The 26,868-nt window shown below is 51.2% G+C and carries 24 protein-coding genes; 11 read left to right on the top strand and 13 right to left on the bottom strand.

Annotated elements, in window-relative coordinates:
- Positions 1 to 11: 11 nt before the first annotated feature.
- On the top strand, positions 12 to 386 hold the full coding sequence (locus D6024_RS02065; protein WP_121352542.1) for a VanZ family protein: 375 nt from the start codon (positions 12 to 14) through the stop codon (positions 384 to 386).
- 357 nt (positions 387 to 743) lie between these two features.
- Here D6024_RS02065 and prfA read toward each other — a convergent pair whose 3' ends face one another.
- Complete coding sequence (prfA, locus tag D6024_RS02055; protein WP_121352540.1) at positions 744 to 1,808, bottom strand: peptide chain release factor 1; 1,065 nt, start codon at positions 1,806 to 1,808, stop codon at positions 744 to 746.
- Positions 1,809 to 1,883: 75 nt separating this feature from the next.
- On the opposite strand from prfA, the gene D6024_RS02050 reads away from it, so the two are divergent.
- A complete protein-coding gene (locus tag D6024_RS02050; RefSeq protein WP_121352539.1) occupies positions 1,884 to 3,113 on the top strand; it encodes an amidohydrolase family protein in 1,230 nt (409 codons plus the stop codon).
- Here the strand turns inward: D6024_RS02050 and D6024_RS02045 are convergent.
- The 6 genes from D6024_RS02045 to D6024_RS02020 all read right to left on the bottom strand — a co-directional run bounded on the left by D6024_RS02045 (position 3,105) and on the right by D6024_RS02020 (position 9,510).
- Entirely contained in the window at positions 3,105 to 4,214 is a 1,110-nt protein-coding gene (locus D6024_RS02045) for a hypothetical protein (protein ID WP_121352538.1), read from the bottom strand. The genes D6024_RS02050 and D6024_RS02045 overlap by 9 nt on opposite strands.
- 13 nt (positions 4,215 to 4,227) lie before the next feature.
- A complete protein-coding gene (recO, locus tag D6024_RS02040; protein WP_121352537.1) occupies positions 4,228 to 4,965 on the bottom strand; it encodes a DNA repair protein RecO in 738 nt (245 codons plus the stop codon).
- 181 nt (positions 4,966 to 5,146) lie between these two features.
- The gene (gene porZ / locus D6024_RS02035; protein WP_121352536.1) at positions 5,147 to 7,429 is read right to left on the bottom strand and encodes a type IX secretion system anionic LPS delivery protein PorZ; all 2,283 of its coding nucleotides are present in this window, start codon (positions 7,427 to 7,429) and stop codon (positions 5,147 to 5,149) included.
- A 178-nt stretch (positions 7,430 to 7,607) separates the two neighbouring features.
- Positions 7,608 to 8,099, bottom strand: coding sequence for a MerR family transcriptional regulator (locus D6024_RS02030; protein ID WP_121352535.1), 492 nt, complete (start codon positions 8,097 to 8,099; stop codon positions 7,608 to 7,610).
- Positions 8,100 to 8,264: 165 nt separating this feature from the next.
- The gene (locus D6024_RS02025) at positions 8,265 to 8,618 is read right to left on the bottom strand and encodes a hypothetical protein (protein ID WP_121352534.1); all 354 of its coding nucleotides are present in this window, start codon (positions 8,616 to 8,618) and stop codon (positions 8,265 to 8,267) included.
- 73 nt (positions 8,619 to 8,691) lie between these two features.
- Entirely contained in the window at positions 8,692 to 9,510 is an 819-nt protein-coding gene (locus D6024_RS02020) for an N-acetylmuramoyl-L-alanine amidase (protein ID WP_121352533.1), read from the bottom strand.
- A 124-nt stretch (positions 9,511 to 9,634) separates the two neighbouring features.
- On the opposite strand from D6024_RS02020, the gene D6024_RS02015 reads away from it, so the two are divergent.
- Complete coding sequence (locus D6024_RS02015; RefSeq protein ID WP_121352532.1) at positions 9,635 to 10,222, top strand: type 1 glutamine amidotransferase domain-containing protein; 588 nt, start codon at positions 9,635 to 9,637, stop codon at positions 10,220 to 10,222.
- A gap of 139 nt (positions 10,223 to 10,361) precedes the next feature.
- The gene (locus tag D6024_RS02010; protein ID WP_121352531.1) at positions 10,362 to 11,093 is read left to right on the top strand and encodes a DNA-formamidopyrimidine glycosylase family protein; all 732 of its coding nucleotides are present in this window, start codon (positions 10,362 to 10,364) and stop codon (positions 11,091 to 11,093) included.
- Here D6024_RS02010 and D6024_RS02005 read toward each other — a convergent pair.
- Together D6024_RS02005 and D6024_RS01995 are read right to left on the bottom strand one after the other, a co-directional pair.
- Positions 11,068 to 11,961, bottom strand: a complete 894-nt coding sequence (locus D6024_RS02005; RefSeq protein ID WP_121352530.1) for an alpha/beta fold hydrolase — start codon at positions 11,959 to 11,961, stop codon at positions 11,068 to 11,070. The two genes, D6024_RS02010 and D6024_RS02005, sit on opposite strands and share 26 nt — an antisense overlap.
- 492 nt (positions 11,962 to 12,453) lie before the next feature.
- A complete protein-coding gene (locus tag D6024_RS01995) occupies positions 12,454 to 13,584 on the bottom strand; it encodes a phenylalanine--tRNA ligase subunit alpha (RefSeq protein WP_449401678.1) in 1,131 nt (376 codons plus the stop codon).
- 81 nt (positions 13,585 to 13,665) lie between these two features.
- Between D6024_RS01995 and D6024_RS01990 the strand changes: the two genes are divergently transcribed.
- Both D6024_RS01990 and D6024_RS01985 read left to right on the top strand, forming a co-directional pair.
- Entirely contained in the window at positions 13,666 to 14,997 is a 1,332-nt protein-coding gene (locus D6024_RS01990) for a M16 family metallopeptidase (RefSeq protein ID WP_121352528.1), read from the top strand.
- A gap of 135 nt (positions 14,998 to 15,132) precedes the next feature.
- Positions 15,133 to 17,196, top strand: a complete 2,064-nt coding sequence (locus D6024_RS01985; RefSeq protein WP_121352527.1) for a M16 family metallopeptidase — start codon at positions 15,133 to 15,135, stop codon at positions 17,194 to 17,196.
- Positions 17,197 to 17,519: 323 nt separating this feature from the next.
- Here D6024_RS01985 and D6024_RS01980 read toward each other — a convergent pair whose 3' ends face one another.
- Positions 17,520 to 18,113 carry an adenylate kinase gene (locus D6024_RS01980; protein WP_121352526.1) on the bottom strand — a complete coding sequence of 198 codons (594 nt, stop codon included), beginning with the start codon at positions 18,111 to 18,113 and terminating at the stop codon, positions 17,520 to 17,522.
- Between the two features lie 300 nt (positions 18,114 to 18,413).
- On the opposite strand from D6024_RS01980, the gene msrB reads away from it, so the two are divergent.
- Positions 18,414 to 18,968, top strand: coding sequence for a peptide-methionine (R)-S-oxide reductase MsrB (gene msrB / locus D6024_RS01975; protein ID WP_121352525.1), 555 nt, complete (start codon positions 18,414 to 18,416; stop codon positions 18,966 to 18,968).
- A gap of 114 nt (positions 18,969 to 19,082) precedes the next feature.
- Here msrB and dusB read toward each other — a convergent pair whose 3' ends face one another.
- The gene (dusB, locus tag D6024_RS01970) at positions 19,083 to 20,120 is read right to left on the bottom strand and encodes a tRNA dihydrouridine synthase DusB (protein WP_121352524.1); all 1,038 of its coding nucleotides are present in this window, start codon (positions 20,118 to 20,120) and stop codon (positions 19,083 to 19,085) included.
- Positions 20,121 to 20,240: 120 nt separating this feature from the next.
- Between dusB and D6024_RS01965 the strand changes: the two genes are divergently transcribed.
- The 3 genes from D6024_RS01965 to D6024_RS01955 all read left to right on the top strand — a co-directional run bounded on the left by D6024_RS01965 (position 20,241) and on the right by D6024_RS01955 (position 23,019).
- Positions 20,241 to 21,206 (top strand): CPBP family intramembrane glutamic endopeptidase, encoded by a 966-nt coding sequence (locus tag D6024_RS01965; RefSeq protein ID WP_121352523.1) that lies wholly within the window; start codon positions 20,241 to 20,243, stop codon positions 21,204 to 21,206.
- Positions 21,207 to 21,208: 2 nt separating this feature from the next.
- Positions 21,209 to 22,078: a phosphatidate cytidylyltransferase gene (locus D6024_RS01960; RefSeq protein WP_121352522.1), complete on the top strand. Its 870-nt coding sequence runs from the start codon at positions 21,209 to 21,211 to the stop codon at positions 22,076 to 22,078.
- A gap of 251 nt (positions 22,079 to 22,329) precedes the next feature.
- Positions 22,330 to 23,019: a hypothetical protein gene (locus tag D6024_RS01955; protein WP_121352521.1), complete on the top strand. Its 690-nt coding sequence runs from the start codon at positions 22,330 to 22,332 to the stop codon at positions 23,017 to 23,019.
- Positions 23,020 to 23,086: 67 nt separating this feature from the next.
- Here the strand turns inward: D6024_RS01955 and D6024_RS01950 are convergent, their stop codons facing one another.
- Both D6024_RS01950 and D6024_RS01945 read right to left on the bottom strand, forming a co-directional pair.
- On the bottom strand, positions 23,087 to 24,865 hold the full coding sequence (locus D6024_RS01950) for an acyl-CoA dehydrogenase family protein (protein WP_121352520.1): 1,779 nt from the start codon (positions 24,863 to 24,865) through the stop codon (positions 23,087 to 23,089).
- A gap of 153 nt (positions 24,866 to 25,018) precedes the next feature.
- Entirely contained in the window at positions 25,019 to 25,462 is a 444-nt protein-coding gene (locus D6024_RS01945; RefSeq protein WP_121352519.1) for a MarR family winged helix-turn-helix transcriptional regulator, read from the bottom strand.
- Positions 25,463 to 25,561: 99 nt separating this feature from the next.
- Here D6024_RS01945 and D6024_RS01940 point away from each other — a divergent pair, with 99 nt between their 5' ends.
- A complete protein-coding gene (locus tag D6024_RS01940) occupies positions 25,562 to 26,800 on the top strand; it encodes a glycosyltransferase (protein WP_162944475.1) in 1,239 nt (412 codons plus the stop codon).
- Positions 26,801 to 26,868: the final 68 nt, after the last annotated feature.

The raw sequence follows: 26,868 nt of genomic DNA, 5'->3' as shown, positions 1-26,868 counted from the left end.
TTATTTGTGTGATGGTGGTACTCCAAAAAGGAATGAAGGTTTTTGCCCCGCTGTGGCTCCTGTTTATTTCAGTCCTCTTCTTTTTGCCCGGCTCGGCCCTGCCGCAGGCCGGCCTGTTCGATATTCCTTATTTTGATAAATACGTGCACTTCGGCTTTTTTGCCGTGCTGTTATTTGCCTGGCGCCTCCGGTTTGATGCCGCGAGGAAAAACACCTGGTTTCTTTTGCTTCTTGCTTTTTGTTATGGAATGGGAGTGGAACTGGTGCAGCATTATTTTGTGGCCAACCGCTCCTTTGATCTCCTGGACGTGACCGCCGACATGGCAGGGGCGATTGTGGGTTTGTTGTTTTGGTGGGAGGTCTATAAAAAAAATAGACCCCTGTAGAAACAGGGGTCGCAACCAAAACTAACTGCTTATGAGAAAATTGACTGCTTTATGTGAGAAGAACTATCTTTTCTATCGCAAAGATGTTGCCAGAATTTTCGTTTGACTTGTTAAGTGATTCTAAAAATGGATTTTTTTAAAATCACATTGAAAGAACTATTGGATTTATAGTAAATAATGTGCCAAAAGGATCAGCTTCGAATCAAAAAACAAAGAAGGATTGACTTTGGCTGTTCCTGCTGTTTGCCTTTTGTTTTATCCCTTATTGCCTGGCAGTGTTTTCCCTTAGCTTCCTTTATCTTCTTCGCACCAGGGGTAATGGGAAAAGTGAAAGGAAATACCCACTTCTGTCCAAGCCTAATTTTGTTTTGCCATTTTTTCGGCATTTTCTGCAAACTGTAAGGCCTCGATCAATTCGTCGATAAAGCCGTTCAGTACCTCCTGCAGGTTATAGAGTGTAAGACCGATACGATGGTCCGTCACCCGTCCCTGCGGAAAATTGTACGTACGGATTTTTGCACTGCGGTCGCCGGTGCTCACCAGGCTTTTCCGGTGACGGGAGATTTCTTCTTCCTGCTTGCGCACCTGTTCTTCGTAAAGACGGGTACGCAGCATGTTCATTGCTTTTTCGCGGTTACCAAGCTGGCTGCGTTCTGTTTGGCAAATGACCACTGTCCCCGTTGGTAAATGGGTTAACATTACTTTCGTTTCCACCTTGTTCACGTTCTGTCCACCGGCGCCACCGCTCCGTGCAGTCTCCATCTTCACATCACTCTCCTTCAGCTCAAAGTCGATCTCTTCGGCTTCGGGCATCACCGCTACGGTGGCGGCGCTTGTATGCACCCGGCCGCTGGTTTCTGTATCGGGCACCCGTTGTACCCGGTGCACGCCGCTTTCAAACTTCAGCGTGCCGTACACATCATCGCCTATTACTTCGATCTGGATCTCCTTGTAGCCACCCACCGTTCCTTCGGTTTCGGAGAGGACGCTGGTCTTCCAGCCCTTGCGCTCGCAGTAGCGGATGTACATGCGGGCCAGGTCGCCGGCAAAGAGGCTGGCTTCATCGCCACCGGTACCGGCGCGGATTTCCAGGATGGCATTTTTCTCGTCCTGCGGATCTTTGGGGATCAGCATCTGGCGAATGGTGCTTTCCATCTTTCCCAGGCTTTCTTCCGCAACAGGCAATTCGCTTTTGGCCAGTTCCCGCATTTCGTCATCGGAACCGTTCAGCGCTTCTTTGTAAAAGTCCACGTCATCGAGCAGCTTTTTGTACTCGCTGCGAGCGGTCACAATTTTTTCCAGGCTCCGGTACTCTTTGGAGAGCTGACCGAATTTTTTATTGTCGGCAATAATTTCAGGGTTTGTCAGGGCTACGCCTAAATCATCGAACCGGGCTTTGATGGCGTCAAGTCTGTCGAGCATACGTCAAATTAAGAGCGCAAATGTAACCCTTGCCGCACGAATAAGACGTTAAGAAGGCTGTATTTTCGCCCCTTCATGACGTATCGAAAAATCACCGCCACGAAAATCTTTGACGGCTACTGCTTCCGGGAAAACGCCGTATTGGTTGTGGACGAAAACGGCGTTGTAGATGCCTTTCTGCCACGCAAAGAAGCCGGCGAGGGAGTGGAAACATTCGACGGGATTCTGTCTCCCGGTTTAATCAACTGTCATTGCCACCTGGAGTTAAGCCACATGAAGGGAAAAATCCCGGAGGGCACGGGCCTGGTGGATTTTGTTTTCAAAGTAGTGACCGAACGCAGCGCAACGGAAGAAGAGATCCTGGAGGCCATTGCCACTGCTGAAGACGAAATGAAGCGGAACGGCATCGTCGCGGTTGGTGATATCTGCAACAACACGCTAACACTGCCGCAGAAACAAAAAGGCCATCTGCACTATTACAATTTCATCGAAGCCAGCGGCTGGCTGCCGGCTATTTCCAACGCACGGTTCGAAAGAGCAAAGATGATTTATGATGCCTATGTGAGCGGGCAGGGATCGATGGAGAATCGTGAGTCTTCCACAACGGCAACCGGCAACCGGCAAACGTCAAACACGTCCATTGTGCCGCATGCGCCATACTCCGTATCGGAAAACCTGTGGCAGGCGATCCAGCCTTATTTCGAAAACAAGGTCGTTTCCATCCACAACCAGGAAACACGGTTTGAAGATGAATTTTTTGTGCACGGCACCGGTGATTTTGAGCGGATGTACGAGCTGATGAAAATCGACAACAGTCATCACCAGCCAACCAACCGGAGCAGCCTGCAATCCTATTTTAACAAATTAAGCAGAGCGGAAAAAATCATCCTGGTGCACAACACGTTTACCGCGGAAGAAGATGTGGCCTACGTGAGACGGGAAACGACAAACGTGAGACAGGAAAGTTATCCACCCCAAACTTTTTTTTGCCTTTGCGTCAACGCCAACCAATACATTGAAACGGCCCTGCCGCCAGTTGAAATGCTGCGCAAAAATGGCTGCAACCTTGTGTTGGGGACAGACAGCTTAGCCAGCAACTGGAACCTGAGTATTTTGGATGAAATGAAAACGATACGGAAAAATTTCCCTCAAATCCCTTTGGAAGAACTGCTGACATGGGCCACAAGCAACGGTGCCAAAGCACTGGGGATGGATGGCTTTTTAGGAAGCTTTGAAAAAGGGAAAAAACCGGGTGTGATCCTTCTTCAGTTGAATCTCCTCGCCGTGAAAACCGTGCTATTTTAAAAGGTCTTTTTCCATTTGCTTTAGAGATGATTTGCCAAATACTTCCTCAAGATGGATGTTCTCGTCGTCCATGTTGAGGTAAAAAAAATGCCTGGTCCGTTTGCTGTCGCGAAGTTTTTGTATGGCTGCCGGAAGCAAACCGGTTTGTGGCGCATAATCGCCAAAGCTTGGGAGGCCTGCAAGATCACTGTCGCTTATGTACGACGAAAAATAAAAACTGTTGTCGCTGCGGATTAGTCGATACAGGTCGCCACGAAACACGAGATATTGTTTGTTGCCGGTGCAAACACCCCAGTATTTTGCGAAATCAATTTCCTTTCCTGTGGCGTCTTTAATACTGGTGATCTCGCCGTTCTTCTCCGTGATTTGTACATCGGAAACGGCAGGGGAATTTTTCTTGAACTCGCGGAAACTGGCATACAGTCCGGGTTTGAGAACGGGATCTGTCAACAACGGAAGCTGGAAGCGTTGTCGAATGCCCTGTTGAACCGCAGCAACGTCAAAGACAGTGTTGGTGCCCTGCCAGCGTTTGGCTTGAAACGTTTCCTGGAAAATCTGCATCAGCAAATCTTTCCGAAGTTCGCTCACCCGGTCGTCCTTCAAAGCCCTGTCGAACGGGATCTTTTTTGCAAGCATGTCGTCAACTGAAAACAGTTTTGTCAGTCTTTGGTCCCGTTTAGCAAAAGCCGAAAATGACAGACGCAGCAAAAATTCAGGTTCTATTTCCAGATTGATCGGATTGTAAAACCGTTCGCTGAGATGAAACTGCTTTACCATTAAAACCAATGTGTCACTTGCATCTTTTTGAAACTGAAAAAGCTCCTGCAGTATTTGTGGCAAATAGGTTTTCAGCGAATCAGGAAAAACGGCGACGGTTTGCCGGGATTTGACAACCGAGCTATTTGCTTTCCGGATATAACCGACGCAGCCGATGTTGGAACGGTCAAAGCGCACATCGATAACCTGCACCGTGCTAAAAGGAGTGGAAATTTTTTGCTCGGTTTCAACACCTGCCATGTCGATTTTTGTGGTGTCGGGCAATTGGGCCTGTGCAAACACACAAAGCAACAAAAGGAAAAGGGCAAAAAGCAGTTGTTTCATGCCCCCAAGATAATCAACTCATGATCTCCCGCAACACCGGTAAAGTCCGCAAGGTGCCAAACTCCGGGATATGAAAGGCATAATATTGTTCGATGGCATGCGTGATTCTCCGGCGCATTTCCTGGTTCAAAAAGATCTGCTCCAGTTCCTGCGGCTGCATGATCTTCAAAATGTCGGAAACGGCAGCGGCTTCGCGGTCGAGCAGGTAAAACTGGTGCGAAGGCTGGTCCCCGGTAAAGCGTCCTTCCTGCAGGTCGAGGTAGTGCTTTTCGTCGGAATATTCATCGCTGATGCGAAAGCCAAAAAACACCGCGAGGTGCAAGGCAAAAAACAGGGGGAAGTTTCCCGTTACCGAATCAGTCGCTTCGTCTAAATGGCGTAGGGCATCTTCCACAAAATAAAACAGGTCGGGGTTGGACTCTGGTTGTTTCAGGCATTTGCCCAATAACTCCACCATGAAAAGCGCCACGGCATTTTTGCGCACATCGGATAACACGTGCTGGTAAAGAAAATCCCATTTGAACTCCCGCAGCCGCTGCAGTTTGTTGAAGTCGTTGTGATAAGCCACAACCTCCAGGATCGAAGCCGGCTGAAAAAAAGTGGCCTTCGCCCCGCCTTTTTTACTGGACTGCCGAACGCCATTTACAAGATAGGATTGCAGTCCGAACAACTCGGTAAAAATGGTCACGATCAGCGAGGTTTCACCGTATTTGACCGAGCGAAGAACAATGCCTTTTGTTTTTGAAATCATGCTTTTAGGAGTTCACAAGTTTGCGGGTTCACGAGTTCACAAGTTACGTGCAAACGATGGGAAAGAAACTTTCAAACTGATAGTGTATTCTTAAAGTTCTGAGGTGAAAATGGCCAATAAAACGGACCTATACCAGACTCCAACTCGTGAACTTGTGAACATGTGAACTCGTGAACTGTTTCTACCTGACGAACACAATCTTTGTCACCACCTGCTCGCCTTTCAGGTTGTCGACAGCGATGACCAGGTAAACCCCCGTTGCGGCCTTTCTGCCTTTGTAGTCCCTGCCATCCCAAATGGCCTGCCCGCCCAGCGAACGGGTTTGGTACACGAGTCGCCCATTGGTTTCGGTGATCTTGACAAGGCTGTTTTCGGGTAACCCGCGGATGCCGATGGTACCTGTAAACCCAGGCGGCACCGGGTTGGGAAAAACCAGCACATGGCTCTTTGTTTCCTCTGCATCCGTAGCGCCGCCACGGAAAGAAAGCAGGCCTTTGGCCGTAGCGATAAACACTTCACCCGTGCGGCCATCGATGGTAATTTTGCGCACATCGTTGCTGAACAGGGGACTGTTGGTTTCGGTATAGTTGGCCAGCACTTTATCGCCGTCCGGTGCAATCAGCCAAACGCCGCTCCCCGTGGCCATCCATTTACGGTTGGCGCCGTCCACTGCAATGCTGCGCACTTCCTGTCCCTTGAAAAGATAGTTGGCAAACACACCTTCCTTGATCACGGGAAGAATGGCCTCGCAACCACTGCCCAACGCATCCGGCGTACACTGGAACACGGCAACGCCATTTGTTGTGCCGACCCAGATAAAGCCATCCTTGTCCCTGGCAAGACACAACACCTCATTCGACGGGAGATTGCCCTGGCCCGTACCGGTTTTGTACAGGCGCCATTTGTCATCGGCCGGGTTTTCCAAAGCTCCCTCGTCAAAAACCAGCAAGCCGTTGCCCAGGGGCGACTGGATCCATTTCTGTCCGATGTCGTCGATCACGATCTGCGCCACTGCATTTTCGGCCAGCACAAAAGGCGCCGCAAACGACTGCCAGGTGTTGTCGCTTTTCAGCACATGCAATTGCCGCGAAGCACCAAAATTGGCAACCCATAAATTGTTGTCCGCATCAAATGCCAGTCCCGCAACACGGTAACTTCCGGGATCGCCAATTGTCGGACCAAGGGGAGAATTCTGCTTGAACAATTTCGGCCCGCTGCTTTCGAAGTGAACAAGTCCGCCGCCAAAGGATCCTGCCCAGGCGGTGTTGTCCCGGGGATCAACGGCAACCGAAACAAAGTCCAGCACCGAATCCAGTTGCGGAAGCGAATAAAGGTTGTAAGCCGACCAATACGAATCGCTGAAGGTAAAAACGCCGCTGGGATTGTACTGGTAATTCCAACTGCTGTTCACGGATCCGGCCGTGGCCCATAACGTGCCGTTCCGGGTGGTCATCTCACCCAGGACGATGTTTTGCGGCGAGTTGGGCTTGAAGTTTTCGATACTGCTTCCCGCGACATGAACCAGCCCCGCCGATCGATCGGCAATCCAGTAGTCGCCGGCAACCGTAATCGCTTTTTGGGGAGCGACCACCTTACCGGCCCGCCGGATAAGTTGCTGTAAAGTCCCTGATTCATTGAGCACGACAACCTGCGCCTCGCCGCTGCTTTTTTGCTGGCAAAGAAGAACGCGGTTGTTGGAAATCGACAGCGAAGCAACCGGCCAGCCGTTGGCAAAAAACAACGTCCATACGGCACCGTTTTCCACGAATACAGAATCGTTCTGTAAAACGATCACTTTGTTGTTGAGAGTCGCTACGCCTCTTGCCGGAGAAAATGCCAAACCGCCTGTACCGGAAACCGTTTGCCAGGTTCTGAAATCGGCAGGAGCTGGATTGCTGAGCGGTGTGCGTTTCAGGCCCTGCTCCGTTGCGGCGTAAAAGAAAGCGGTTGTTTTGGCAAAACCGTTTGTTTTCACGTAGCTGCCGTTGTCGCCGATGAACCAGGATTCTTTTACTTCGTATTTGTCGGCATCCGCCACCACCACGCCAAGCCCTGTCGACAGGTAACAGCGGCTGCCGTCCGGGTAAATGTTGTAAATGTTTTTATCGCCGGGGAGGGTAGACCGTTTGATGTCCGGGATGTTGCGAATGCCACCGGGTGTCAGCACATCGAGATTGCTGTTGCTGTAGGCAATGTAAAGTTTCTTCGACGAGGCATCGTAGCGGATGGTGCTGATGCCGGTTTCACTGAGGCCATTGATCTTGCTGAAACGCTCCGTTTCCATTGTTTCCACATCCACGCTGAACAAACTCAGGGGCGTAGCCGCGTACACTTTTTCTTCGGAAGCGGTAACGTCGACTGCTACCTGGTAAGGCAGGTGTTCACGCCATTGGCCGATCGAAGGAAGACTTGTTTGTCCGGCCGCACAAAAGGGAAGGAGACAAAGCAGGATCAGGTATCTCACCTTTCAAAGCTAAGAGAAGAAGGGATGAAAAGAGAAAAGAGAGAAGAGGATGCTTGCCTGTCCAGACGCGGAGCCAGGGAGGAAAGGAGGTATCGAATACGGGTAGATCTTCTCCCGGCTCCTTTCTCCATGCGAATTAACTGTTGCTTTTCCTAGCCCCTGCGTGAAGCCGCTGACTTTATAAATGCGCTTTCAGTTCCAGTAAAAAGGTCCGGATCTTTTGCAGCGACTGGATCATTTCGTGCTTTTCCGTCACTTTTTTGTTTTGTTTCAAAAATTCTTTGGCACCTTCCAGCGTGTATTTGCGACGACGGACAAGGTCGTGAATCAGCACCAGGTTTTTAATGTCGGTGGGCTTGAAAAAGCGGTCGCCTTTGCGGTTCTTGCGGGGCTGTAAAATATCGAATTCCTTTTCCCAATGCCGGATCAGCGAAACGTTTACGTTGAACATTTCGGCCACTTCGCCGATACCGTAATAGGCTTTCTGAAAAAGAATTTCATCGTCCGGAATGTCGATCGGCTCTTCGGGCTCGGCTTCCTTTAACTTTCTGCGGCCACGGGCTGCTTTGGGCTTTTGCGGTGGCTGTATGGGCTGGCCCGAAAGAAACTCCTTGGGTCCTTCGTCATCGGGAAAAAAATCAAACGTGATTTGCGGTAATTCCTTTGCCATAGCCTCGGCGCAAAGGTAAGGAGATGAGTGATGAGTAGGGAGTAATGAATGATGAGAAGCCTTCCTGTGCAGTTTTCCTGTTGCATAAAAAAAACCTCCTGAACGCTCAGGAGGTTTTATGAATAAAGATTTCTGCTTTGAACGACCCACTCACCACTTGCCACCTTACTGGCTTGCCCAGACTTCTGACGGTAAGCCCAGTGCCTGGTTTTGCTCGAGCGGAAAGATGATCACGGTTTTATTGTTGTTCAGCGTCACTTTGGTAAAAGCACTTTTCAGCGGACCCGAAGTAAAGAAGATCCGTTGTGCCGCTACACTGAAACGGTATTCTCCCACGTCGTTGCTGCCGCTCAGTTTGTAACGGCTTTCGTCCAGGAGGATGATGTCGCCTTTATCCCATTTGCTTTGGGCTGTTTTTGTCTTTGTCTGGTATTTGCCGGGAGACAGGGTCGAAACAGTCTGGGCGTTTGCGAAGACTGCAATGCAGCAAAAAAGAATGCAAAACATGATGGACTTCATAGGCTGAAATTTTAAAGTACGGTCCTGTAAAGTAAAGCTTTCTCTCTGTAACTGCAAGAATGGTACCGGTAGCTTATTCAAACTTACGGTAAAGCGTATAGAGAATTTTCCTGTCAGAGTCTGTCAGCACGGCATTTCCTTCCTGTTGCAAATATTTCCGCTTAAATGTTTTGATAACGGCTGTGCTGTCTTTGATATCATAACCAATGATGCGCAGGGCCTGCAGGCTGTTGAAGTTTTGGGGCACCACCACCCTGGTCGTGTCATTCCACCAATAACCAAAGCCCGAGTCGGCCAGTTTTTTCCAGGGGAAATGAACGTTGGGGTCCACTTTCCGTGTGGGGGCGATGTCCGAATGACCGATGAAGTTGGCTACCGGGATAGCATAGGCTTTTTTCAGGTTACCCAGCAACTGCAGGAGGCTGCTGATTTGCGCATCGGAAAATTCGTCGGTGCCGTTGTTGTCGATCTCGATGCCGATGGACGAAGAGTTGATGTCGGTGTTGTTTCCCCATTTGGCAATGCCGCCGTGCCAGGCCCGCAACAGGTCGTTCAGCATGTGGTGGATAGTGCCGTCCTTGCAGATGACATAGTGGGCGCTGACCTGCGTGCGGGTCAGGGTAAAGGTCTTCAGGGTTTGGTCGCAACTGTTCTGTGCGGTGTGGTGAATAACGACAAAATTGGGCTTGCGCATGTTGAAGTTGGTGGTACCAACCCAGGCGCTGACCATCTGGGGAAGGCTGTCCCTGGGTGGAGTTTGCTTCAGCAGGTTGGCAAATTCCTTTGCCTGCTTTTTGTACTGCTTGTTGGTGGCGGCATAGGGGCCGCGGTTGCAGTTGTAGAAAAGAACCATCAGGATAAGGCCGGAAAGCGTATTCGTAAGGTATCTCATGAAACTTTGTTGAAGGGGCAAAGTACCAAAGAAAACTATTTCATCAACAGGAAAAAAGCAGGGCAGCACTGGTTTGGTTTTTGTGCCCCCTTCCCTGACTCGTCAACAACAAAAACGAAATTCAATGGCAAGAGATGTAAAAGGAAAAAAAGTAGCGATCCTGACAGAAAACGGGTTTGAAGAAGTGGAGCTTACCAGCCCGATGAATGCGTTGGAGCAGGCCGGTGTGGAGGTACATGTTATTTCACCGCAAAAAGATAAAGTAAAGGCCTGGAACCACGACCACTGGAGCATGGAACTGCCGGTCGACAAAAACCTGGACGACGCCAACCCGGAAGATTACGACATGCTGTTGCTGCCCGGCGGCGTGATGAACCCCGATACGCTGCGCACCAATTCCAAGGCGGTACAGTTTGCACAGCACTTCCTGGAGCAGGGCAAGCCGGTGGCGGCTATTTGCCACGGCCCGCAGACATTAATCGAGACCGGTATGCTCGATGGACGCACGATGACCTCGTATCCCTCACTGCAAACCGACCTGAAAAATGCCGGTGTGAACTGGGTGGACAAGGAAGTGGTTACCGATAACGGGCTGGTGACCTCCCGCAAGCCCGACGATCTGGACGCCTTCAACAAAAAGATGCTGGAAGAACTGGCCGAAGGGCAACATGCCACTACGGGACAGTTTACGCACCACGACAAAAAAAGCTGACAAACAAAAAGGCCAATCCATTTTAGGATTGGCCTTTTGTCAACAACGAACAACAGGAAAATACCGACTAACCCACTGTATTTCCTACCCGCAAAATACTAAATAATTTAGCAAACGGAAAAACTATTTTTCCCGAAAAATGCCCGAAGGCCCCTCGCTCATACTGTTCCGTGAAGACCTGCAACGTTTTGTGGGGCAGACGATCCTCTCCGTTAGCGGGAGTTCCAAAATCGACCAGCAGCGGCTAGTGGGGAATCAGATTCTCGAGATCAGGCTTTGGGGAAAACACATGCTCTGGTGCTTTGACGACTTTACCATTCGCATCCATTTCCTGATGTTTGGTACGTACTACATCAATTCTTCCAAAGACCGTGTACCGCGGCTTACCCTCCAGTTCGAAAGGGATCACCTGAACCTTTACTCCTGCGCCGTAAAAATGGTGGACGAACCGTTGGACGAGATTTACGACTGGACAGCCGATATCCTGGCACCGCACTGGGATCCCAAAGCGGCACGGAAAAAATTAAAGCAACTACCTGATACGATGGTCACCGATGCCCTGCTCGACCAAAGCATTTTTTCCGGTGTGGGTAACATTATCAAAAACGAAGTTCTTCACATCATCAGGGTGCATCCCGAAAGCAGGGTGGGTGCCTTGCCGCCGCGGAAGCTGACAGAATTGATTGAGCAGGCTTCGGCGTACAGCCACCAGTTTTTACAATGGAAACGGCAAGGGGTGCTGCGCAAAAACTGGGCGGTGCATACCAAAAAGACCTGCCCGAGGGACGGATCAAAAATCTGCAAGGAGCACTTGGGCGAAACCAACCGAAGAACGTTTTATTGTCCTACCTGTCAGAAGAAGTACAGGTAGCGTTGGCTTGTGCAATGGCTTGCAGTGCTTCGCCGAAACACCGTACATAAAGCGAAAGATGACCTTCGCCTTCGCGGTAGTGCATCACCGGCTGCGGAGCTTTTTGCGCCACTTCCAGCGCATGCAGTTCCACCACGCTCATGTCCATCGTTCCCCACCAGTAGTGGATCGGTTGCTGAATGTTGTTGACGGAAAACCCGTAATCGCTGAAATACATGGCGGCTTCGTGCACGGCAGCCCTGGTGCCTTTTCGAATGGCTTCTTTCAGGGTCAGGTTGGTGACTTCCCGGAAGATTTTTTGCAGCAGGCGGTAATCCACGTAAGGCAGGCCGGTAAGCCACTGTTTAGGCAGATGGAGAGTCTTCGTTTGCCGCACCACCGCCAGGGATAACTGGAGCAGCAGCGATGCATACCTGGCTGTCAGAAAATACCATTTGTTCAAACCCATCTGCTTCAGCACCTGCTTGTCGAAGACCCGGGTAATGCCGCAGAGAATGTAAACACTCGTTACCGTGTTGGGAAAGCAGGACGCCGCCGCCAAGGCGTAGGGGCCGCCGCCTGACCAGCAAAGCACTGCGCATTGCGAAATACCCAAGTGCCGCAGCAACTCCATCGAATCCTCTGCAAAAGAGCGAAAGGTTCGCCGGGGATGAAACGTGGTCAGCGCACCGCGGTCGGGTACAATGATTTTCAGCCTGCAGGCAAGAAGCATTTGGTCGAAGTCGACACCAACGTTTTCCAACAGGAGAATTTCCTTCCGCGAACTCGGCGTGCCGTGGAAGTAGAGGACAGCTTCGCCATCGGCCGGGCCGTAAACGGCGTAGCTCAGTTTACGGTCGTCGCTCAACGTAAAGATGGCTTCTGTCATGCGGCATGAAGTTCAATTCCTGCGCCACCCCGGCCCTTGGCCTCCGGTCCCCCAAAAGCCTCCCCAAACCCCTCCAGGGAGGGGTTACAACCGCACAGACCCTTGCTTTTACATGATACTTCAAAGCCTTCATCATTTTTTTGATGGAGGCTTTTTGCTGCCGTTTGGCGTCCCAGCCAACGGCTTTCTTTTGCCCCGGTGGGGCATCCTGTTCATAGAAAATGCTCATAGAAAAGAGAACGAAGCTCCGTAGGAGCGGAATATTTTTCATGGTACCAGCAACAGAATAGCCATGAAGCTTCCGTTGCACAATTTATCCTGACGAAGGAAGGGCCCCGTTCAGCGTTCGGAACGTAACGGAACAAAGAAGAATTCCATCCCTTCAAGGGATGGAATTCCTCGAAATAGAAAATCATCTTGCCCAAGCTGGGCGCTGTGCTGCAGCCACTTCCCCCTTGGGGGACCGAGGGGGCTAAGGGCCGGGGTGAGGTGTTACACGGCGCCTTTAAACTGTTTTAAAAACCGCACGTCGTTTTCGCTGAAGAGGCGGATATCATTCACATCATACATCAGCAGGGCCGGACGTTCGATGCCCATGCCGAAGGCAAAGCCGGTGTATTTATTGGAGTCGATGCCGCAGTTTTCCAGTACAGCCGGGTGCACCATGCCGCAGCCCAGGATCTCCACCCACCCGCTTTGCTTGCAGATGCGGCAGCCTTTACCGCCACAGATAAAGCAGCTGACATCCATTTCGGCACTGGGTTCGGTAAACGGGAAATAAGAAGGGCGGAAGCGCACTTTCACTTCCTTGCCAAACATTTCCTTTACGAAGAAATACAGCGTTTGTTTCAGGTCGGCAAACGAAACGTTTTCGTCGATGTACAAACCTTCTACCTGGTGGAAAAAGCAGTGCGAACGGGCCGAGATCGTTTCGTTACGGTATACGCGTCCCGGGCAGATGATGCGGATGGGCAGTTTGCCTTTTTTCATCTCGCGGATCTGGATGTTACTGGTATGGGTGCGCAGCAGCCAGTCGGGGTTTTGATGAATATAGAACGTGTCCTGCATGTCGCGGGCCGGGTGGTTTTCCGGGAGGTTCAGGGCCGTGAAGTTGTGCCAGTCGTCTTCGATCTCGGGGCCATCGGCCACGGAAAAGCCCAGGCGCTGAAAAATAGAGATGATGCGGTTGCGCATGAGTGTGATCGGGTGTCTGGCGCCGATCTCCACCGGGTCGCCGGGAAGGCTCAGGTCCATTTCTTCCTTTGCCTGTTGCCCGTTGCTTGTTGTCAGTTCTTTTGCCTCGTTGTACCTGGCTTCGGCCAGTTGTTTAAACTCGTTCAGCACCTGCCCGGCTTCTTTCTTGCGCTCTGCGGGCACATTCTTCATTTCACCGAAAAGCGATTTAAGGATACCTTTTGTTCCCAGGAATTTAATGCGGTATTCTTCCAACTGCTGCGGGTTGGCAATTTCGTACGCTTCAATTTCTTTGCGGTACGTTTGTATCTGGTCTAGCAATCCTTCCATGCGGGCAAAGATAGCAGGGTTTGGGGTTTGAAGTTTGGGTGTGGCGTTGCGGGGATTTCCCTGTTTGGTCCTGCAATAACGGCCGTTTATCCCTGTCATGACTGCATTGGTTGAAATTCGTGCAACCAATCGTCCCGTTCGGCATTCTTTACAGATATTGCGTAACCAAAATACACATGCATGAAAAAGTGGTTCCTGCTCTTTTCGGCCGGCGTGCTCAGTATCGCCTCGAATGCCCAGGCCCGGAAAATCAATTTTGAAAAATACACCCTGACCAATGGCCTGACGGTGATCCTGCACCGGGACACAACGGCGCCTGTGGTGGCCGTAACAACCCTCTACCATGTGGGTTCCAAAAACGAAGACACAGCCCGTACCGGCTTTGCGCATTTTTTTGAACACCTGCTTTTTGAAGGCTCCGATAATATCAAGCGGGGTGAGTTTGACAAGTATGTGACCAATGCCGGCGGTGCGCTAAACGCCAATACCTCGCAGGACCGGACGTTTTACTACGAACTGCTCCCGTCCAACCAGTTGAAACTCGGGCTGTGGCTCGAAAGCGAACGCATGATGCACGCCAAGATCGAGCAGGTAGGGGTGAACACCCAGCGCGAAGTGGTCAAGGAGGAAAAGCGCCAGCGCATGGACAACCAGCCTTACGGCAGCTTCCTGGTGGAAATGCTGAAGCGGGCCTTTAAAGAGCATCCTTACCGCTGGGCGCCCATCGGCAGCATGGAGCACCTGAATGCGGCAAAACTGGACGAGTTCATCGACTTTTACAAAACCTTTTATGTGCCGAACAATGCCGTGCTTTCCATCGCCGGCGATATCAACATTGCCGACACCAAAAAGCTGGTGGAAGACTATTTCGTTGCTATTCCCAAAGGCACCAAAGCCATTCCTCGTCCTACCGTCACAGAACCGCCGCTGGGTGGCGAAGTGCGGGCCACCATTGAAGACAACATCCAGTTGCCGGCAGTGATCGCAGCATACCGTGCACCCAAACAGGGCAGCGATGAATACTATGCGTTCCGGCTGCTGTCCACCATCTTGTCGGGCGGGCCATCCAGCCGCATGAACAAGATTTTGGTCGACCAAAAACAAATGGCATTACAGGCAGCTGCCATTCCTTTCTTCAACGAGGATGCCGGCCTTTTTATCAGCCTGGCTATAGCCAACATGGGTGTAAAGCCTGAAGCCCTGGAAAGCGCCATCGACAGTGTGGTCAGCGACCTGAAGACAAAGCCCGTTTCGGAATCGGAGTTTCAAAAAGTAAAAAACCAGATCGAAACGCAGTTTGTTTCCAGCAATGCCACCATGGCCGGTATCGCGGAAAGCCTGGCCAATTACGAAGTGTACTTTGGCGACGCCAACTTGATCAACACCGAACTGGCCCGTTACCAGAAAGTCACCCGGGAAGACCTGCTGAACGTGGCCAAAAAATACCTGAACAAGGACAACCGCGTGGTGCTTTACTACGTGCCCAAAGGCAAAAAAGAAGGGGCGATGTAATACCAACGGGAGACGGCAAACGGCAAACTAAAGAAACATTCAAACTGTCGTGAACTCCTGTCTCACGTCTCGCTTTTCACGTACCACTTTTCAAGTTCCACTGAATTCATTCTAACAAACACAATTTCTGACACAATGAAGAAAACAATCATAGCCTTATTCGGCCTGCTGCCCCTGACCTTACTGGCGCAGGTCGACCGGAGCAAGGCCCCGCAACCCGGTCCTGCTCCTGCCATCCGGATCGGCCAGCCGGCAACCTTTACCCTGCCCAATGGTCTCAAAGTATTTGTGGTAGAGAATACCAAACTGCCACGCGTCTCGGCCACCTTGTCGTTCAACATGGATGGTATTGTGGAAGGTCAAAAGGCCGGCCTCACCTCGATGGGTGGCGAACTGCTGCGTCGCGGCACAGTGAAAATGAACAAGGCGCAACTGGATGAAGCCATCGACCAACTGGGCGGCAACATCGGCACATCGGCCTTCAGCGCTTCGGCTTCTTCCCTGAAAGCGAACTTTCCAAAGCTGATTTCCCTGCTGAGCGATGTGGTGCTGCGACCTTCGTTTTCCGCAACGGAACTGGAAAAAATCCGGCGGCAGGAACTGTCCGGTTTGCAGGCGGCAAAAGATGATCCCAACAGCATTGCCGACAATGTAACCAACCGTTTGCTCTACGGGAAAGACCATCCGTACGGCGATATTGAAACAGAAGAAACCGTGAGCAATGTCAAAGTGGGCGACATCAAAAACTTTTTTTCCACCTACTGGAAACCCAATAACGCTTACCTGGTTTTTGTCGGCGATATTACAGCCGCCGATGCAAAAAAGCTGTCAGCGCAATATTTTGGTGCATGGAAAAGCGGCGTGGTTCCCAGGCCCACTTACAAAACGCCACAGGCACCGGCCAAAACCTTTGTCGCCGTTGTGGACCGGCCAGCCAGCGTGCAGAGTGTGATCAACTTTGCCGCACCGGTCGAGTTGAAGCCCGGTGCTCCCGATGTGATCCCGGCTTCGGTGATGAACAACATCCTCGGTGGTGGTTTTTCGGGACGGTTGTTCGCCAACCTGCGGGAGAAACACGGGTTTACCTATGGCGCCTATTCCGGGCTGAAGTCCGACCGGCTGGTCGGCGCTTTTACCGCAGAAGCATCGGTGCGGAATGAAAAAACAGACAGTGCCATTGCCGAATTTATCAACGAATTCAACCGCATCCGGACCGAGGCGGTGCCCACCGACGAAGAAAGCCGCATGAAGAACTACCTGAGCGGCCAGTTTGCCCGTTCGCTGGAAAACCCGGCCACCATTGCCGGCTTTGCACTGAACATTGCCAAGTACAACCTGCCCAAAGATTATTACCAGAACTACCTGAAGACGCTTGCTGCCGTGTCGCCAACGGATGTGCAGGCGATGGCAAAAAAATATGTCAACCCCGGCAACATGCTAGTTGTGGTGGTGGGCAATGCCAAAGAAATTGCCAAAGGACTGGACAAATACGGCCCGGTGAAATCCTACAATGTATACGGGCAGGAAGTGCCGGCGCCAACTGCCAAAACGGTTGATGCCTCGGTCACTCCGCAGACTATTTTACAAAAAGCGATCGATGCCTATGGCGGCGCTTCGGCCATTGCGGCGGTAAAAGATTTGTCCATGACAGGCAGTGCATCGGTCCAAGGCATGAACATCAACGTTACACAAAAGCAGATTGTACCAACGGCTTTTGTACAGGAGGTGAGTATGCAGGGCATGGTGTTGGAAAAAAAGCTGCTCAAAAACGGCCAGTACAGCCAGTCGGGGCAGGGCGGAGCCAAGCCGGTTGATGAAAAAGATAAAGAAGAAATGAATGAAAATGCAGCCTTTATACCGGAGGTGTACATGCTGGCGCAGAAAGGTTACCAGTTTGCTGTAAAAGGCATCGAGCCGGTGGAGGGGAAAGATGCGTACGCTGTCCAGGTGAAAACACCGGCCGGGCGGGAGTATACCAACTTTTACGATGTGGCAACTGGCCTGCTGGTGAAAAAAACAACAACCCAGGAAGGACCGCAAGGCACCATGACCATCTCTTCGCTTGTTGGCAACTACAAAAATGTCAACGGCGTGAATATTCCGATGAAGATTGTGAATGACATGGGGATGATGAAGATTGAAATTAATTTCAACGATGTGAAAGTGAACAGCGGTCTGAAAGCAGAAGACATCAAGTAAGCCGGTGCGAGAATTTTGCAAACTGCCATCACTGAAAGGTGATGGCAGTTTTTTTTCTGAGAAAGTGAGAAGGCTGGGATGATACCTGTGTTTCCTGTTGCAAAATTTTTTGATCCACGGAGGCACAAAGGCTTAGCGTTGCACAGGGGTTTTCTGTGGATCTCCCTGTTCTCCCTGCCACCGTGGATTTAATACTGCTGCATAGCGATAAAAGCCCCGAACGGAGCGTCGCAACGGCAGCTTCATGGCTGCGCCGTCGCCGGCTCCATAAAAAAAACCTCAATCACAAGGATTGAGGTTTTTTTTATGGAGATCATTTTTTATCAGGATTGTGCGGCTACTTCATTTTTTTTTTCAATAGCGCTGCTCAACTTCTGGAAAATATCGTTGACAGACCCTTCGCCGGGAATGCGTTCGAACTTGTCTTGTTTTTCGTAGTGTGTCGCCACCGGTTCTGTTTCGCCTTTGTACACGGAGAAACGTTTGCGGATGATGCTCTCGTCGGTATCGTCGCTGCGGCCCGATGTTTTGCCCCTTTCCAGCAGGCGCCGTACCAGTTCGTCTTCCGAGACGTCCAGGGCCAGCACTTTACTGATGGCTGTTTTTTTCAGGGCCAGCAGTTTGTCCAGTGCTTCGGCCTGCGCAATGGTGCGGGGAAAGCCGTCGAACAAAAAGCCCTGGGCTTCGGGGTGCTTTTCGAGGCAGGAGTCAATCATGCCGATCACCACTTCGTCCGGCACGAGCTGGCCTTTGTCCATAAAATTTTTGGCTTCCAGTCCCAGCGGGGTTTTTTCACTGATCTCCTGGCGCAACAAATTGCCGGTGGATAAGTGAATGAGACCAAAGCGATCAACGATTTTTTCTGACTGCGTTCCTTTTCCGCTGCCCGGAGGGCCAAAGAGAATCAAATTAAACATGTTGCTTGCTAACTGTGAGGGACAAATATAGGGGAAAACCGAATGCGGGGGCGGGGAGAAGCAGCAGGGATAGTAGGATATTGGGAGATTGGATATTTGATATTGAGGATTAGTGAGGAGGTGAACGTTTTTGTGCTCAAACAGCGAAAGCAGGAATAATTCCTGCCACTTCACACCTTATCGACACTCAACCCAGCCATCAAAACACCTTCAATATTCCAATATCCTAATATCTACTATCGGCTCCACTTTCACGTTTCCTTTTAAAACCAAACCCGCCCTGCCGTCGTAACTTTAAGCATGAAACGCATCCTCCTTTTCCTGCCACTGGCTTTTCTTTTGCAGTTCTGCACCTACTCGCAATCAACTAAAACAACCAATATGGATTCGCTGAAAAACAACAATCCTGTGTATTCGCACACAGACAGCAGCAAGGTGAACATGAGCGACGAGGAATGGAAGAAAATCCTGCCGGCCGATGTATACAGCGTGGCCCGTCAAAAAGGAACCGAAAGACCCTGGAGTTCGCCGCTTGAAAACATAAAAGACAAAGGCACCTATTATTGCGCTGTTTGCGGCAACCCGCTTTTCATCAGCGATACCAAGTTTGAAAGCGGTTGCGGCTGGCCCTCGTTTTACCAGCCGGTGTCGAAGGGATCGGTGATCTACGAAGCCGACAACAGCATCGGCATGAAGCGTACGGAAGTCATGTGCGGCCGCTGCAAATCGCACCTGGGACACGTGTTCGACGATGGTCCGCCGCCAACCGGTTTGCGGTATTGCATCAACGGCGTGGTGCTTGATTTTAAAAAAGCGCAGGAGGCCGCGAAAAATTACAAAAAGTCTGAACCATGATTTGGGGAGATTGCCTTTTGCGTAAGCTGAAATAGAAAGAGGCGTTCATTACAGAACGCCTCTTTCATTATCGGATTTGATTTATTTCTTCCTAATCCTTCAAATTTCCCCAAATCATGGTTCGCAGGTATAGGCCATTGAATCCATGTTCACTTTGCGGGGCGCAAACTGGTAGCCGTCGTAATATTTTTCAACCTCGTTCAGCACGTCGTCGATTTGTTCCACTTCCGAAATGGTCACCAGCCGCAAGCGGAATTCTTTGATGTTGGGAAGACCCCGCAGGTAATTGGTGTAATGACGGCGCATCTCGTTCACGCCGGCCTTGATGCCTTTCCACTCCACCGAACGGTGCAGGTGCTGGCGAATAACGTCAACGCGTTGCTGTACGGTTGGCGGCGGCAGGTGCTCGCCGGTTTTTACAAAATGCTTGATCTCGTTAAAGATCCAGGGATAGCCGATGGCGGCACGGCCGATCATGATGCCATCCACGCCGTAGCGATTCTTGTACTCCAGTGCTTTCTCCGGTGAGTCGATATCGCCGTTGCCAAAGATGGGGATCTGAATGCGGGGATTGTTCTTCACCCTGGCGATCGGTTCCCAGTTGGCTTCGCCCTTGTACAATTGGCAGCGGGTGCGGCCGTGAATGGAAAGCGCCCTGATGCCCACGTCCTGCAGGCGTTCGGCCACTTCCCCGATATTGATGGACGCATCATCCCAACCCAGTCTTGTTTTCACAGTAACGGGCAAAGACGTGGAGGTGACGACCGCTTTGGTCAGTCGCACCATCAGGTCGATGTCTTTCAGCACAGCGGCGCCGGCACCCTTGGTCACCACCTTTTTTACCGGGCAGCCAAAATTGATATCAAGCAGGTCGGGATTAACGGTATCGACAATTTTTGCACTCATTGCCATGGCTTCTTCGTCACCGCCAAAGATTTGGATTCCGACAGGCCGTTCGCTGTCGAAGATGTCGAGCTTTTGGCGGCTCTTGATCGCATCACGGATCAGGCCTTCGCTGCTGATGAATTCCGTGTAGAGCAGGTCGGCGCCGTTGGCCTTGCAAACGGCGCGGAACGGCGGGTCGCTCACATCTTCCATCGGCGCCAGCAACAGCGGAAAGTCGGGAAGCGTTATGTTGTCAATTTTTACCAAGGGAATGATGATTGATAGTTACAGGCTTATCTTGCGCCCTTATTCTTTTACACCTCCGAGGTTTTAAAACCTCGGAGGTGTAAAAGAACCCGCAAAATTAGTCCAGAGAAAGGAAGAAGTATGCAAACATATCTTAAAACAAGGCCGGCGTGGATTCAGTTGTTGTTGTTCCTGGGAATGGCTTTTGGCCTGTTTATGGTTTCGGTGCTCATCGGCATGCCGGTCCTGTCGAAGATCACGGGTCTTAGCGTATTCCAGTTGCAGGATTCCAAAAACTGGGATTTGACCAACCCGGCCATGCTGACCTTTGTTCGCGGGATGATCCTGCTGCAGTTCCTCTTCCTGTTTACCATTCCTTCCCTGCTTTTTGGATACTTTTCCGATCCGCAGCCCTTGCGCTATCTCGGGCTGCAGGCTCCTTCCAAAGCGATTTACTGGCTCCTTGGAATTTTATTGATCGTTGTGGCCTACCCTTTCGTGGAGTACATCGGCTACCTGAACCAGAAACTGTCGCTGGGCGAATCCACTAACAATTGGATGAAGGGCATGGAAGAAGAAGCGGCCCGGCAGCTCAAGTTCATGCTGCAAAACCACACACCCGGTGAACTGTTTAAGAATTTGATTTTTATTTCGCTCTTTGCAGGCATAGGCGAGGAGTTGTTCTTTCGCGGCATTTTGCAGCGCATCTTCATTCGCATGACACAAAATCCCTGGATGGGGATTGTGCTTACGGCGGCTATTTTTTCCGGTATTCATTTCCAGTTTTACGGGTTCTTTCCCCGCTTTCTGCTGGGCATTTTGCTGGGTGCCATTTACTGGTACAGCGGCAGCCTCTGGACAGCTATCCTGGCACATTTTCTTTACGATGCTTCGGTGATCGTGTACCTGTATGCCAATCCGCAGATGCTGAACAACCCGGATGCCACCATGATCAAAGGGCAGGACATGCAACTGCTGGTGGGTGCGCTGCTTAGCCTGGCACTGACGGTTGTGCTGCTGCGGCAAATGAAGAAACGGTCGGTAGCCAGTTACGAGGAGATCTACCGGGACGACGTTTCCCTACCAACAGACCAACGAAACAATTAACCATGGCTTTCAACGTACAAACTTTCAAAACCCGGGCACTGACCGCTGTGGTCTTCGTGGTGGTGATGATGACGGGTCTGCTCTGGAACAAATGGTCTTTTTTCGTCCTCTTCTCCATTGTGCATTTCGGGGGCTGGCTGGAATTCCAGAAACTCGTGGAAGGCTTCAACCCCGACTACCGGAAAATCATTCCCTTTCATCGCTATGGAATCATGCTGGCCGGCTGGTTTCTTCTCCTGTATTTTTCCAACGAGGAATTGTATATCGGCGGCTTTCACCTCAGTGATGCCGGCTTATGGGGCGGGGTGGCGATGATGGTACTCCTGCCGCTGGTGATCCTGCTGGAGTCAAAATCCTTCCTGCTGAAAAACCTGGCCTACTCGCTTTTTGGCGTATTCTACCTTTCGCTTTCTTTGGGCTTGCTCATCGGCATTCGCATGTTGTATGGCGTTGATTCGGCGGGCAGAGGTGACTTTGGGAAATCCATTGCGCTGGCACTGGTCTTTTCCATCTGGATCAACGATACGATGGCCTACGTTGTAGGTTCGTTTATCGGTAAAACGCCGTTTTCGAAAATCTCACCCAAAAAAACATGGGAAGGCACTGTCGGTGGCGCCATTTTATGTGTAGTGGTCATGGCGTTTATCGGCAAGGCACTGGGCCTGTCGTATGTGGACGCGGCCTGTATCGCTGCCATTGCAGCCATTGCGGGAACAGCCGGCGACCTGTTCGAAAGCAAGCTGAAACGCATGGCCGGCGTGAAGGACAGCGGCAGTTTTATGCCGGGTCATGGCGGCTTTCTCGACCGTTTCGATTCCCTGCTTTTCGCGTCCGTTTTTGTGTGGATCTACATGGTGCTGTTCATGCGTTGATGTACTGTTAGACGAACGGCTTTCCGCTGTTTTTCTCCCTTTCTCTTAGAGAAATCGTTGCTTGCCCGTACATTGCCTTTTTGGGAAAAACGGCTGTTTCGCACAATTCCGTGTGTGAATCCCGTGGCTCAAACACGTGCCTAATCGTAACATTACGAGGCTAAAGCGCATATCTACCCGATTTTCTTCATTTTTTTGATACAATGGTTACAGGGGCTTAATTTGTTTTACCAATCCTAAACTCAATCCCTATGATACCCGATGTGTTGTTTGGCGTTAGTTCTGTTGTTTGCTTTGCGCTACCCATTTGTGTGATCCTGTTTTACAGGTTGCACCGCCATGCCAGCCTGATTGCATTGATGGCATATTATATCATCACTATTTTTCATTGCATCGGCAGCGCTACAATGCCGCCTTCGCCCGACTTGAGCAATGGCTGGGAAGTGCTTTACAATTATATTGAAGTCCCCCTGATGATGCTGGCGTTGCTTTTCTTTTGCCCGGCGAGTCATCGTCACCAGAAGCTGCATTTGTTTATCGCTTTGTTTGTGGCCTACGAAGCAGTGATTTTTATGTTCTGTGGCTTTACGCCACTGGCCAGCCTGTGCGTGATGGCGCCGGGTTTGCTGCTGATTGTGCTGTATGCGCATTTCCTTTTTCTGCGCCAGTTGCATTTCACCGTTGTACATGGAAAAAACAACGGCCGTCTGCTGATGCTGGGTGCGATCGTGTTTTCATACAGTTGCTACCTGTATATGTTCTACGCCTATTTTTTCCAGGAGAAAAAAGACGTTACCAATATTTACGCCTGGCATTTTTTCTCGGCCAGCAGTGCGGCTGTGATGATGAGCATCGGCCTGTACATGATGCGCCACCGCATCCGGCAGTTGCAGGATCTGAAAATTGCCCGCCAGGAATTACAGATGCTGTTCCAGGGGTAAAAAGAGAAGAGAGAAGTAAATGAAAAGACGGATAACAGTGTGAGGCTGTTATCCGTCTTTTTTTGGGTTAAAGAGAATACCGGTCGTTCTCAACCAGGTGCGCCGCAATGTGCCGGCGGGCAGCCTTGCTGTTGAAGGGTTGTGCTTTTGTAAAACGGCGAAGGCCCATCAGGATCATGCGTTGTTCATCGCCTTCGGCAAAGGCGTTGATAGCATCTTTCCCGTTTTTCAAGATGCGGTCGGCGGCATCGTAGAGATAGCAGGAAAGAACGTCTTTGTATATTTCGCCGGCGCCCTCTTCGGTTATTTTCATCACCCGCAGCAAAAGACTTTCGGCCACGAAGGTGTCGATGCTCATATCGGCAATGCACATGAGAATTTCCTGTTCGTTTTGCAACTGCTGCATCAGCTTTTGGGCAGCAGCACCGGCCGTCAGGAGAACGGCTTTTTTGAACCCCTGCACGAGTTTTTGTTCCTGTACAAACGGTGTTTCGTCGGCTTCGCCAAAATCAGGAATGCTCATGAGCTCACCCTGTACTTTCATGGCAGCGCCCATCAGGTTGAGGCGGCCCTGCATGGCCCGTTTGAGTGTCATGTCCACAGTGAGCAGGCGGTTGATCTCGTTGGTGCCTTCGTAAATGCGGTTGATGCGGCTGTCGCGGTATGCACGGGAAATATTGTACTCGGCGCTGTAGCCATTACCGCCGTGAATTTGCACGCCTTCGTCCACCACGTAATCAAGAATCTCGCTGCCAAATACTTTCAGGATGGCACACTCGATGGCATATTCCTCCGCAGCACCCAGCAGCGCTTCGTTAAACGGCTGGCCGTTTTCGTGCAGGGCCTGTTCCTTGTCGGCAATCCATTTGGCCGTTCGGTAAAGAGCCGTTTCGGCGGCGAAGGTTTTGATCGCCATTTCGGCCATCTTGTATTGAATTGCCCCAAAGTTGGCGATCGGCGTTTTAAACTGCTCCCGGGTTTTCGCATACTGGACGGCGTTGGTCGTGGCATATTTTGCGCCGCCAACCGTGGCTGCACAGAGCTTCAGCCGGCCGATGTTCAGGATGTTGAAAGCAATCTTGTGTCCCTTGCCAATTTCGCCCAGCACATTTTCGGCAGGCACCTTGCAATCCTGGAAATAGAGCTGCACGGTAGAAGAGCCTTTGATTCCCATTTTGTCTTCTTCCGGCCCGTTGGTAAAGCCCTCAAAGCCCCGTTCCACGATAAAGGCCGTGAATTTGTCCCCATCCACTTTGGCAAATACCGTGTACACATCGGCAAAACCGCCATTGGTGATCCAGCACTTCTGGCCGTTGAGCAAATAGTATTTCCCGTCCTCGCTCAGGCGTGCCGTGGTTTTGGCACCCAGCGCATCCGAGCCGCTGTTGGGTTCCGTCAGGCCATAGGCGCCGATCCATTCGCCGCTAATGAGTTTGGGAATGTATTTCTGTTTTTGTTCATCTGTGCCGAAATAAAGGATCGGCAGCGTGCCGATGCCAGTGTGCGCCGAAATGGCCACAGAAAACGAATGCCCGGCACCGAGATATTCGCTTACGATGGTGGAGGTGACGAAATCCTTTCCCAATCCCCCGTATTCTTCCGGAAAGGCAACGGCCAGCAGCCCCTGTTCACCGGATTTTTGCAGGAGCGAACGCATGTAGCCGGGTTCCATTTTGTCCATGCGCTCCACGTTGGGCAGCACTTCCGTTCGCAGGAACTGGTCGCACATGTCGCGGATCATTTGCTGTTCTTCGTTGAAATTTTCCGGGCTGAAGATGTCGGATGGGGAACTCTCTTTTACCAGCCACTCGCCGCCCTTAAGTGTTGTGTTGATGGTTGCTTCCATGGTTAGAAGTTTTAACAGAAGCCAGTGGTGCGTAGCGGGTCGCCAGTCGCCACTAAGCTTGTCGGGTTAATCGATTTTGTTTTCTTTTCAAGCAAGCAAAAGCAAACAATCAATAGACGTGCTTGCCGTGAATGGCAAATCGCCACTCGCTACCTATTGACTAAGGTTATCGTACACTTTCTGCAATACTTCCTTGCACACTTCGATGTGTTCGTGCGAAACACCGGCAAGCGCTTCATTGAGCGTTTCCTCTGCCAGTTGCATGGTTTGTTCTTCAAGCGCCTCCGCATTTTTGGTCAGAAAAACCTTGTTGATGCGCCGGTCCCTTTCGTCGGGCACCCGCTTCACCAGGGCCAGCTTTTCCAGGTTATCCACCAGCCGGGTAATGCTTGGCTTATCCCGAAACGTGGCGTTGCAAAGCTCCTGCTGGCTCATGCCGTCCTGCTTCCACAGATGATACAGCACACTCCATTGCTCAATCGTTAGGTTGACATCGGCCACATTGAATTTTTTTTGCAGCCTGCGGCCAACGGCCGTCGAGGCTTTCCCGGTAATAAAGCTGTAGAGCTCCCCTTTTTTAAAATGTGTCGCGATCATTATGGTTGTTTATGCAACTACTTAAAAATACAATTCTCTTTTAATACACCAAAAAGATTTAAAGAAAATCTGATCAGGCAAAGAACTAGTTTTGGGCGGATGTTCCTGGCAGTTGTTTCCCTGTTGTTTTTGGCCGGCTATACCGCACTCATCGCGTTTTATTACCGGCATTGGAAAAAGCCCCCGAACGATTCTCCTTCTGCTGCGCCTGCAACGTTCGTATCGGTGGTGGTCGCTGCCCGCAACGAAGAGGCCACGCTGCCCGCTCTTATTGCCGACCTGCGCAGCCAGAGCGTTTCGCCGCAAGCATTCGAAGTCATCATCGTCAATGATTTTTCCACCGATGGTACTGCCTCCCTGGCATTGCCAGCCAACTTCCGGATGATCGAGCCGGACTGCCCGCCGGGTCAGTCCTCGAAAAAAAAAGCCATCGCTGCCGGCGTGGCGCAGGCCAGGGGCGAAGTGATCCTGGTAACCGATGCCGATTGCCGCGTTGGGGAAAAATGGATTGCCACCATGGCCTCTTTTTGCCAAGAAAAAGAAGCTTCTTTTATTGCCGCACCGGTAAAATACCTTCACGACAATTCGCTGCTGCAGGTTTTGCAGGTGCTTGATTTTCTCACGCTGCAGGGCATTACGGCCGCCAGTGTTTCGGCAAATTTTCACACCATGTGCAACGGCGCCAACCTCGCCTATACCAAAAAAGCCTTCACGGCCGTAGGTGGCTTTGCGGGCATCGACACAGTGCCCACCGGCGACGATATGCTGCTGATGCACAAGATCTGGAAACTGGACCCCTCGAGGGTGTTCTACCTCAAAAACCGGGATGCCATCGTGTCCACACCGGCCATGGCCACCTGGAAGGATTTTTTGATGCAGCGCCGCCGCTGGGCCAGTAAAACCCTGGTCTACGACGACCACCGCATTACGGCTGTACTGGCGTTTGTTCTTTTGCTGAATTTGCTGCCCCTTGTGCTGCTTGTTGCGGGTTTTTTTCAGCCCGTTTACTTCTGGTGCCTGCTGTTTTTCCTGCTGGGCAAAACGGCAGTGGAATGGCCTTTTGTGGCCTCTGTTGCCGGTTTTTTCGGGCAGCAAAAGCTGATGCGCTACTTTTTTGTGTTGCAGCCCCTGCATGTTTTTTACACGGTGCTGGTTGGCATCTGGAGCCAGGTAGGCAGCTATGAATGGAAAGGAAGAACGGCTCCGCTGCCCATCCAAAGAGGGCTGTCCAACACAAAGTCCTCGCCTGGCGGAGAGGCCGAAAGAACGAAGGCTTCGCTGCAAAGCGGGGAGCGCAGCACGGCCACTCCACCCCTGGGGGGCAGGGGTGCGGGTTAGAACTTTGTTAATCCCGGATTTTCCGCCGGAGTTCTGTACTGCAGAAAGGCTATTTTTGGCAACATTAC

The organism is Flavisolibacter nicotianae (assembly GCF_003628535.1).
GTDB lineage: Bacteria > Bacteroidota > Bacteroidia > Chitinophagales > Chitinophagaceae > Flavisolibacter > Flavisolibacter nicotianae.
This window is presented reverse-complemented; position numbering and strand designations above follow the sequence as displayed.

Excerpts from the sequence above, each read along its gene's own strand:
- D6024_RS02065 (WP_121352542.1), top strand. The coding sequence starts at position 12 with ATGGTGGTACTCCAAAAAGGAATGAAGGTTTTTGCCCCGCTGTGGCTC.
- prfA (WP_121352540.1), bottom strand. The coding sequence starts at position 1,808 with ATGCTCGACAGACTTGACGCCATCAAAGCCCGGTTCGATGATTTAGGC.
- D6024_RS02050 (WP_121352539.1), top strand. The coding sequence starts at position 1,884 with ATGACGTATCGAAAAATCACCGCCACGAAAATCTTTGACGGCTACTGC.
- D6024_RS02045 (WP_121352538.1), bottom strand. The coding sequence starts at position 4,214 with ATGAAACAACTGCTTTTTGCCCTTTTCCTTTTGTTGCTTTGTGTGTTT.
- recO (WP_121352537.1), bottom strand. The coding sequence starts at position 4,965 with ATGATTTCAAAAACAAAAGGCATTGTTCTTCGCTCGGTCAAATACGGT.
- D6024_RS02030 (WP_121352535.1), bottom strand. The coding sequence starts at position 8,099 with ATGGCAAAGGAATTACCGCAAATCACGTTTGATTTTTTTCCCGATGAC.
- D6024_RS02025 (WP_121352534.1), bottom strand. The coding sequence starts at position 8,618 with ATGAAGTCCATCATGTTTTGCATTCTTTTTTGCTGCATTGCAGTCTTC.
- D6024_RS02020 (WP_121352533.1), bottom strand. The coding sequence starts at position 9,510 with ATGAGATACCTTACGAATACGCTTTCCGGCCTTATCCTGATGGTTCTT.
- D6024_RS02015 (WP_121352532.1), top strand. The coding sequence starts at position 9,635 with ATGGCAAGAGATGTAAAAGGAAAAAAAGTAGCGATCCTGACAGAAAAC.
- D6024_RS02010 (WP_121352531.1), top strand. The coding sequence starts at position 10,362 with ATGCCCGAAGGCCCCTCGCTCATACTGTTCCGTGAAGACCTGCAACGT.
- D6024_RS02005 (WP_121352530.1), bottom strand. The coding sequence starts at position 11,961 with ATGACAGAAGCCATCTTTACGTTGAGCGACGACCGTAAACTGAGCTAC.
- D6024_RS01995 (WP_449401678.1), bottom strand. The coding sequence starts at position 13,584 with ATGACAGGGATAAACGGCCGTTATTGCAGGACCAAACAGGGAAATCCC.
- D6024_RS01990 (WP_121352528.1), top strand. The coding sequence starts at position 13,666 with ATGAAAAAGTGGTTCCTGCTCTTTTCGGCCGGCGTGCTCAGTATCGCC.
- D6024_RS01985 (WP_121352527.1), top strand. The coding sequence starts at position 15,133 with ATGAAGAAAACAATCATAGCCTTATTCGGCCTGCTGCCCCTGACCTTA.
- D6024_RS01980 (WP_121352526.1), bottom strand. The coding sequence starts at position 18,113 with ATGTTTAATTTGATTCTCTTTGGCCCTCCGGGCAGCGGAAAAGGAACG.
- msrB (WP_121352525.1), top strand. The coding sequence starts at position 18,414 with ATGAAACGCATCCTCCTTTTCCTGCCACTGGCTTTTCTTTTGCAGTTC.
- D6024_RS01965 (WP_121352523.1), top strand. The coding sequence starts at position 20,241 with ATGCAAACATATCTTAAAACAAGGCCGGCGTGGATTCAGTTGTTGTTG.
- D6024_RS01960 (WP_121352522.1), top strand. The coding sequence starts at position 21,209 with ATGGCTTTCAACGTACAAACTTTCAAAACCCGGGCACTGACCGCTGTG.
- D6024_RS01955 (WP_121352521.1), top strand. The coding sequence starts at position 22,330 with ATGATACCCGATGTGTTGTTTGGCGTTAGTTCTGTTGTTTGCTTTGCG.
- D6024_RS01950 (WP_121352520.1), bottom strand. The coding sequence starts at position 24,865 with ATGGAAGCAACCATCAACACAACACTTAAGGGCGGCGAGTGGCTGGTA.
- D6024_RS01945 (WP_121352519.1), bottom strand. The coding sequence starts at position 25,462 with ATGATCGCGACACATTTTAAAAAAGGGGAGCTCTACAGCTTTATTACC.
- D6024_RS01940 (WP_162944475.1), top strand. The coding sequence starts at position 25,562 with ATGTTCCTGGCAGTTGTTTCCCTGTTGTTTTTGGCCGGCTATACCGCA.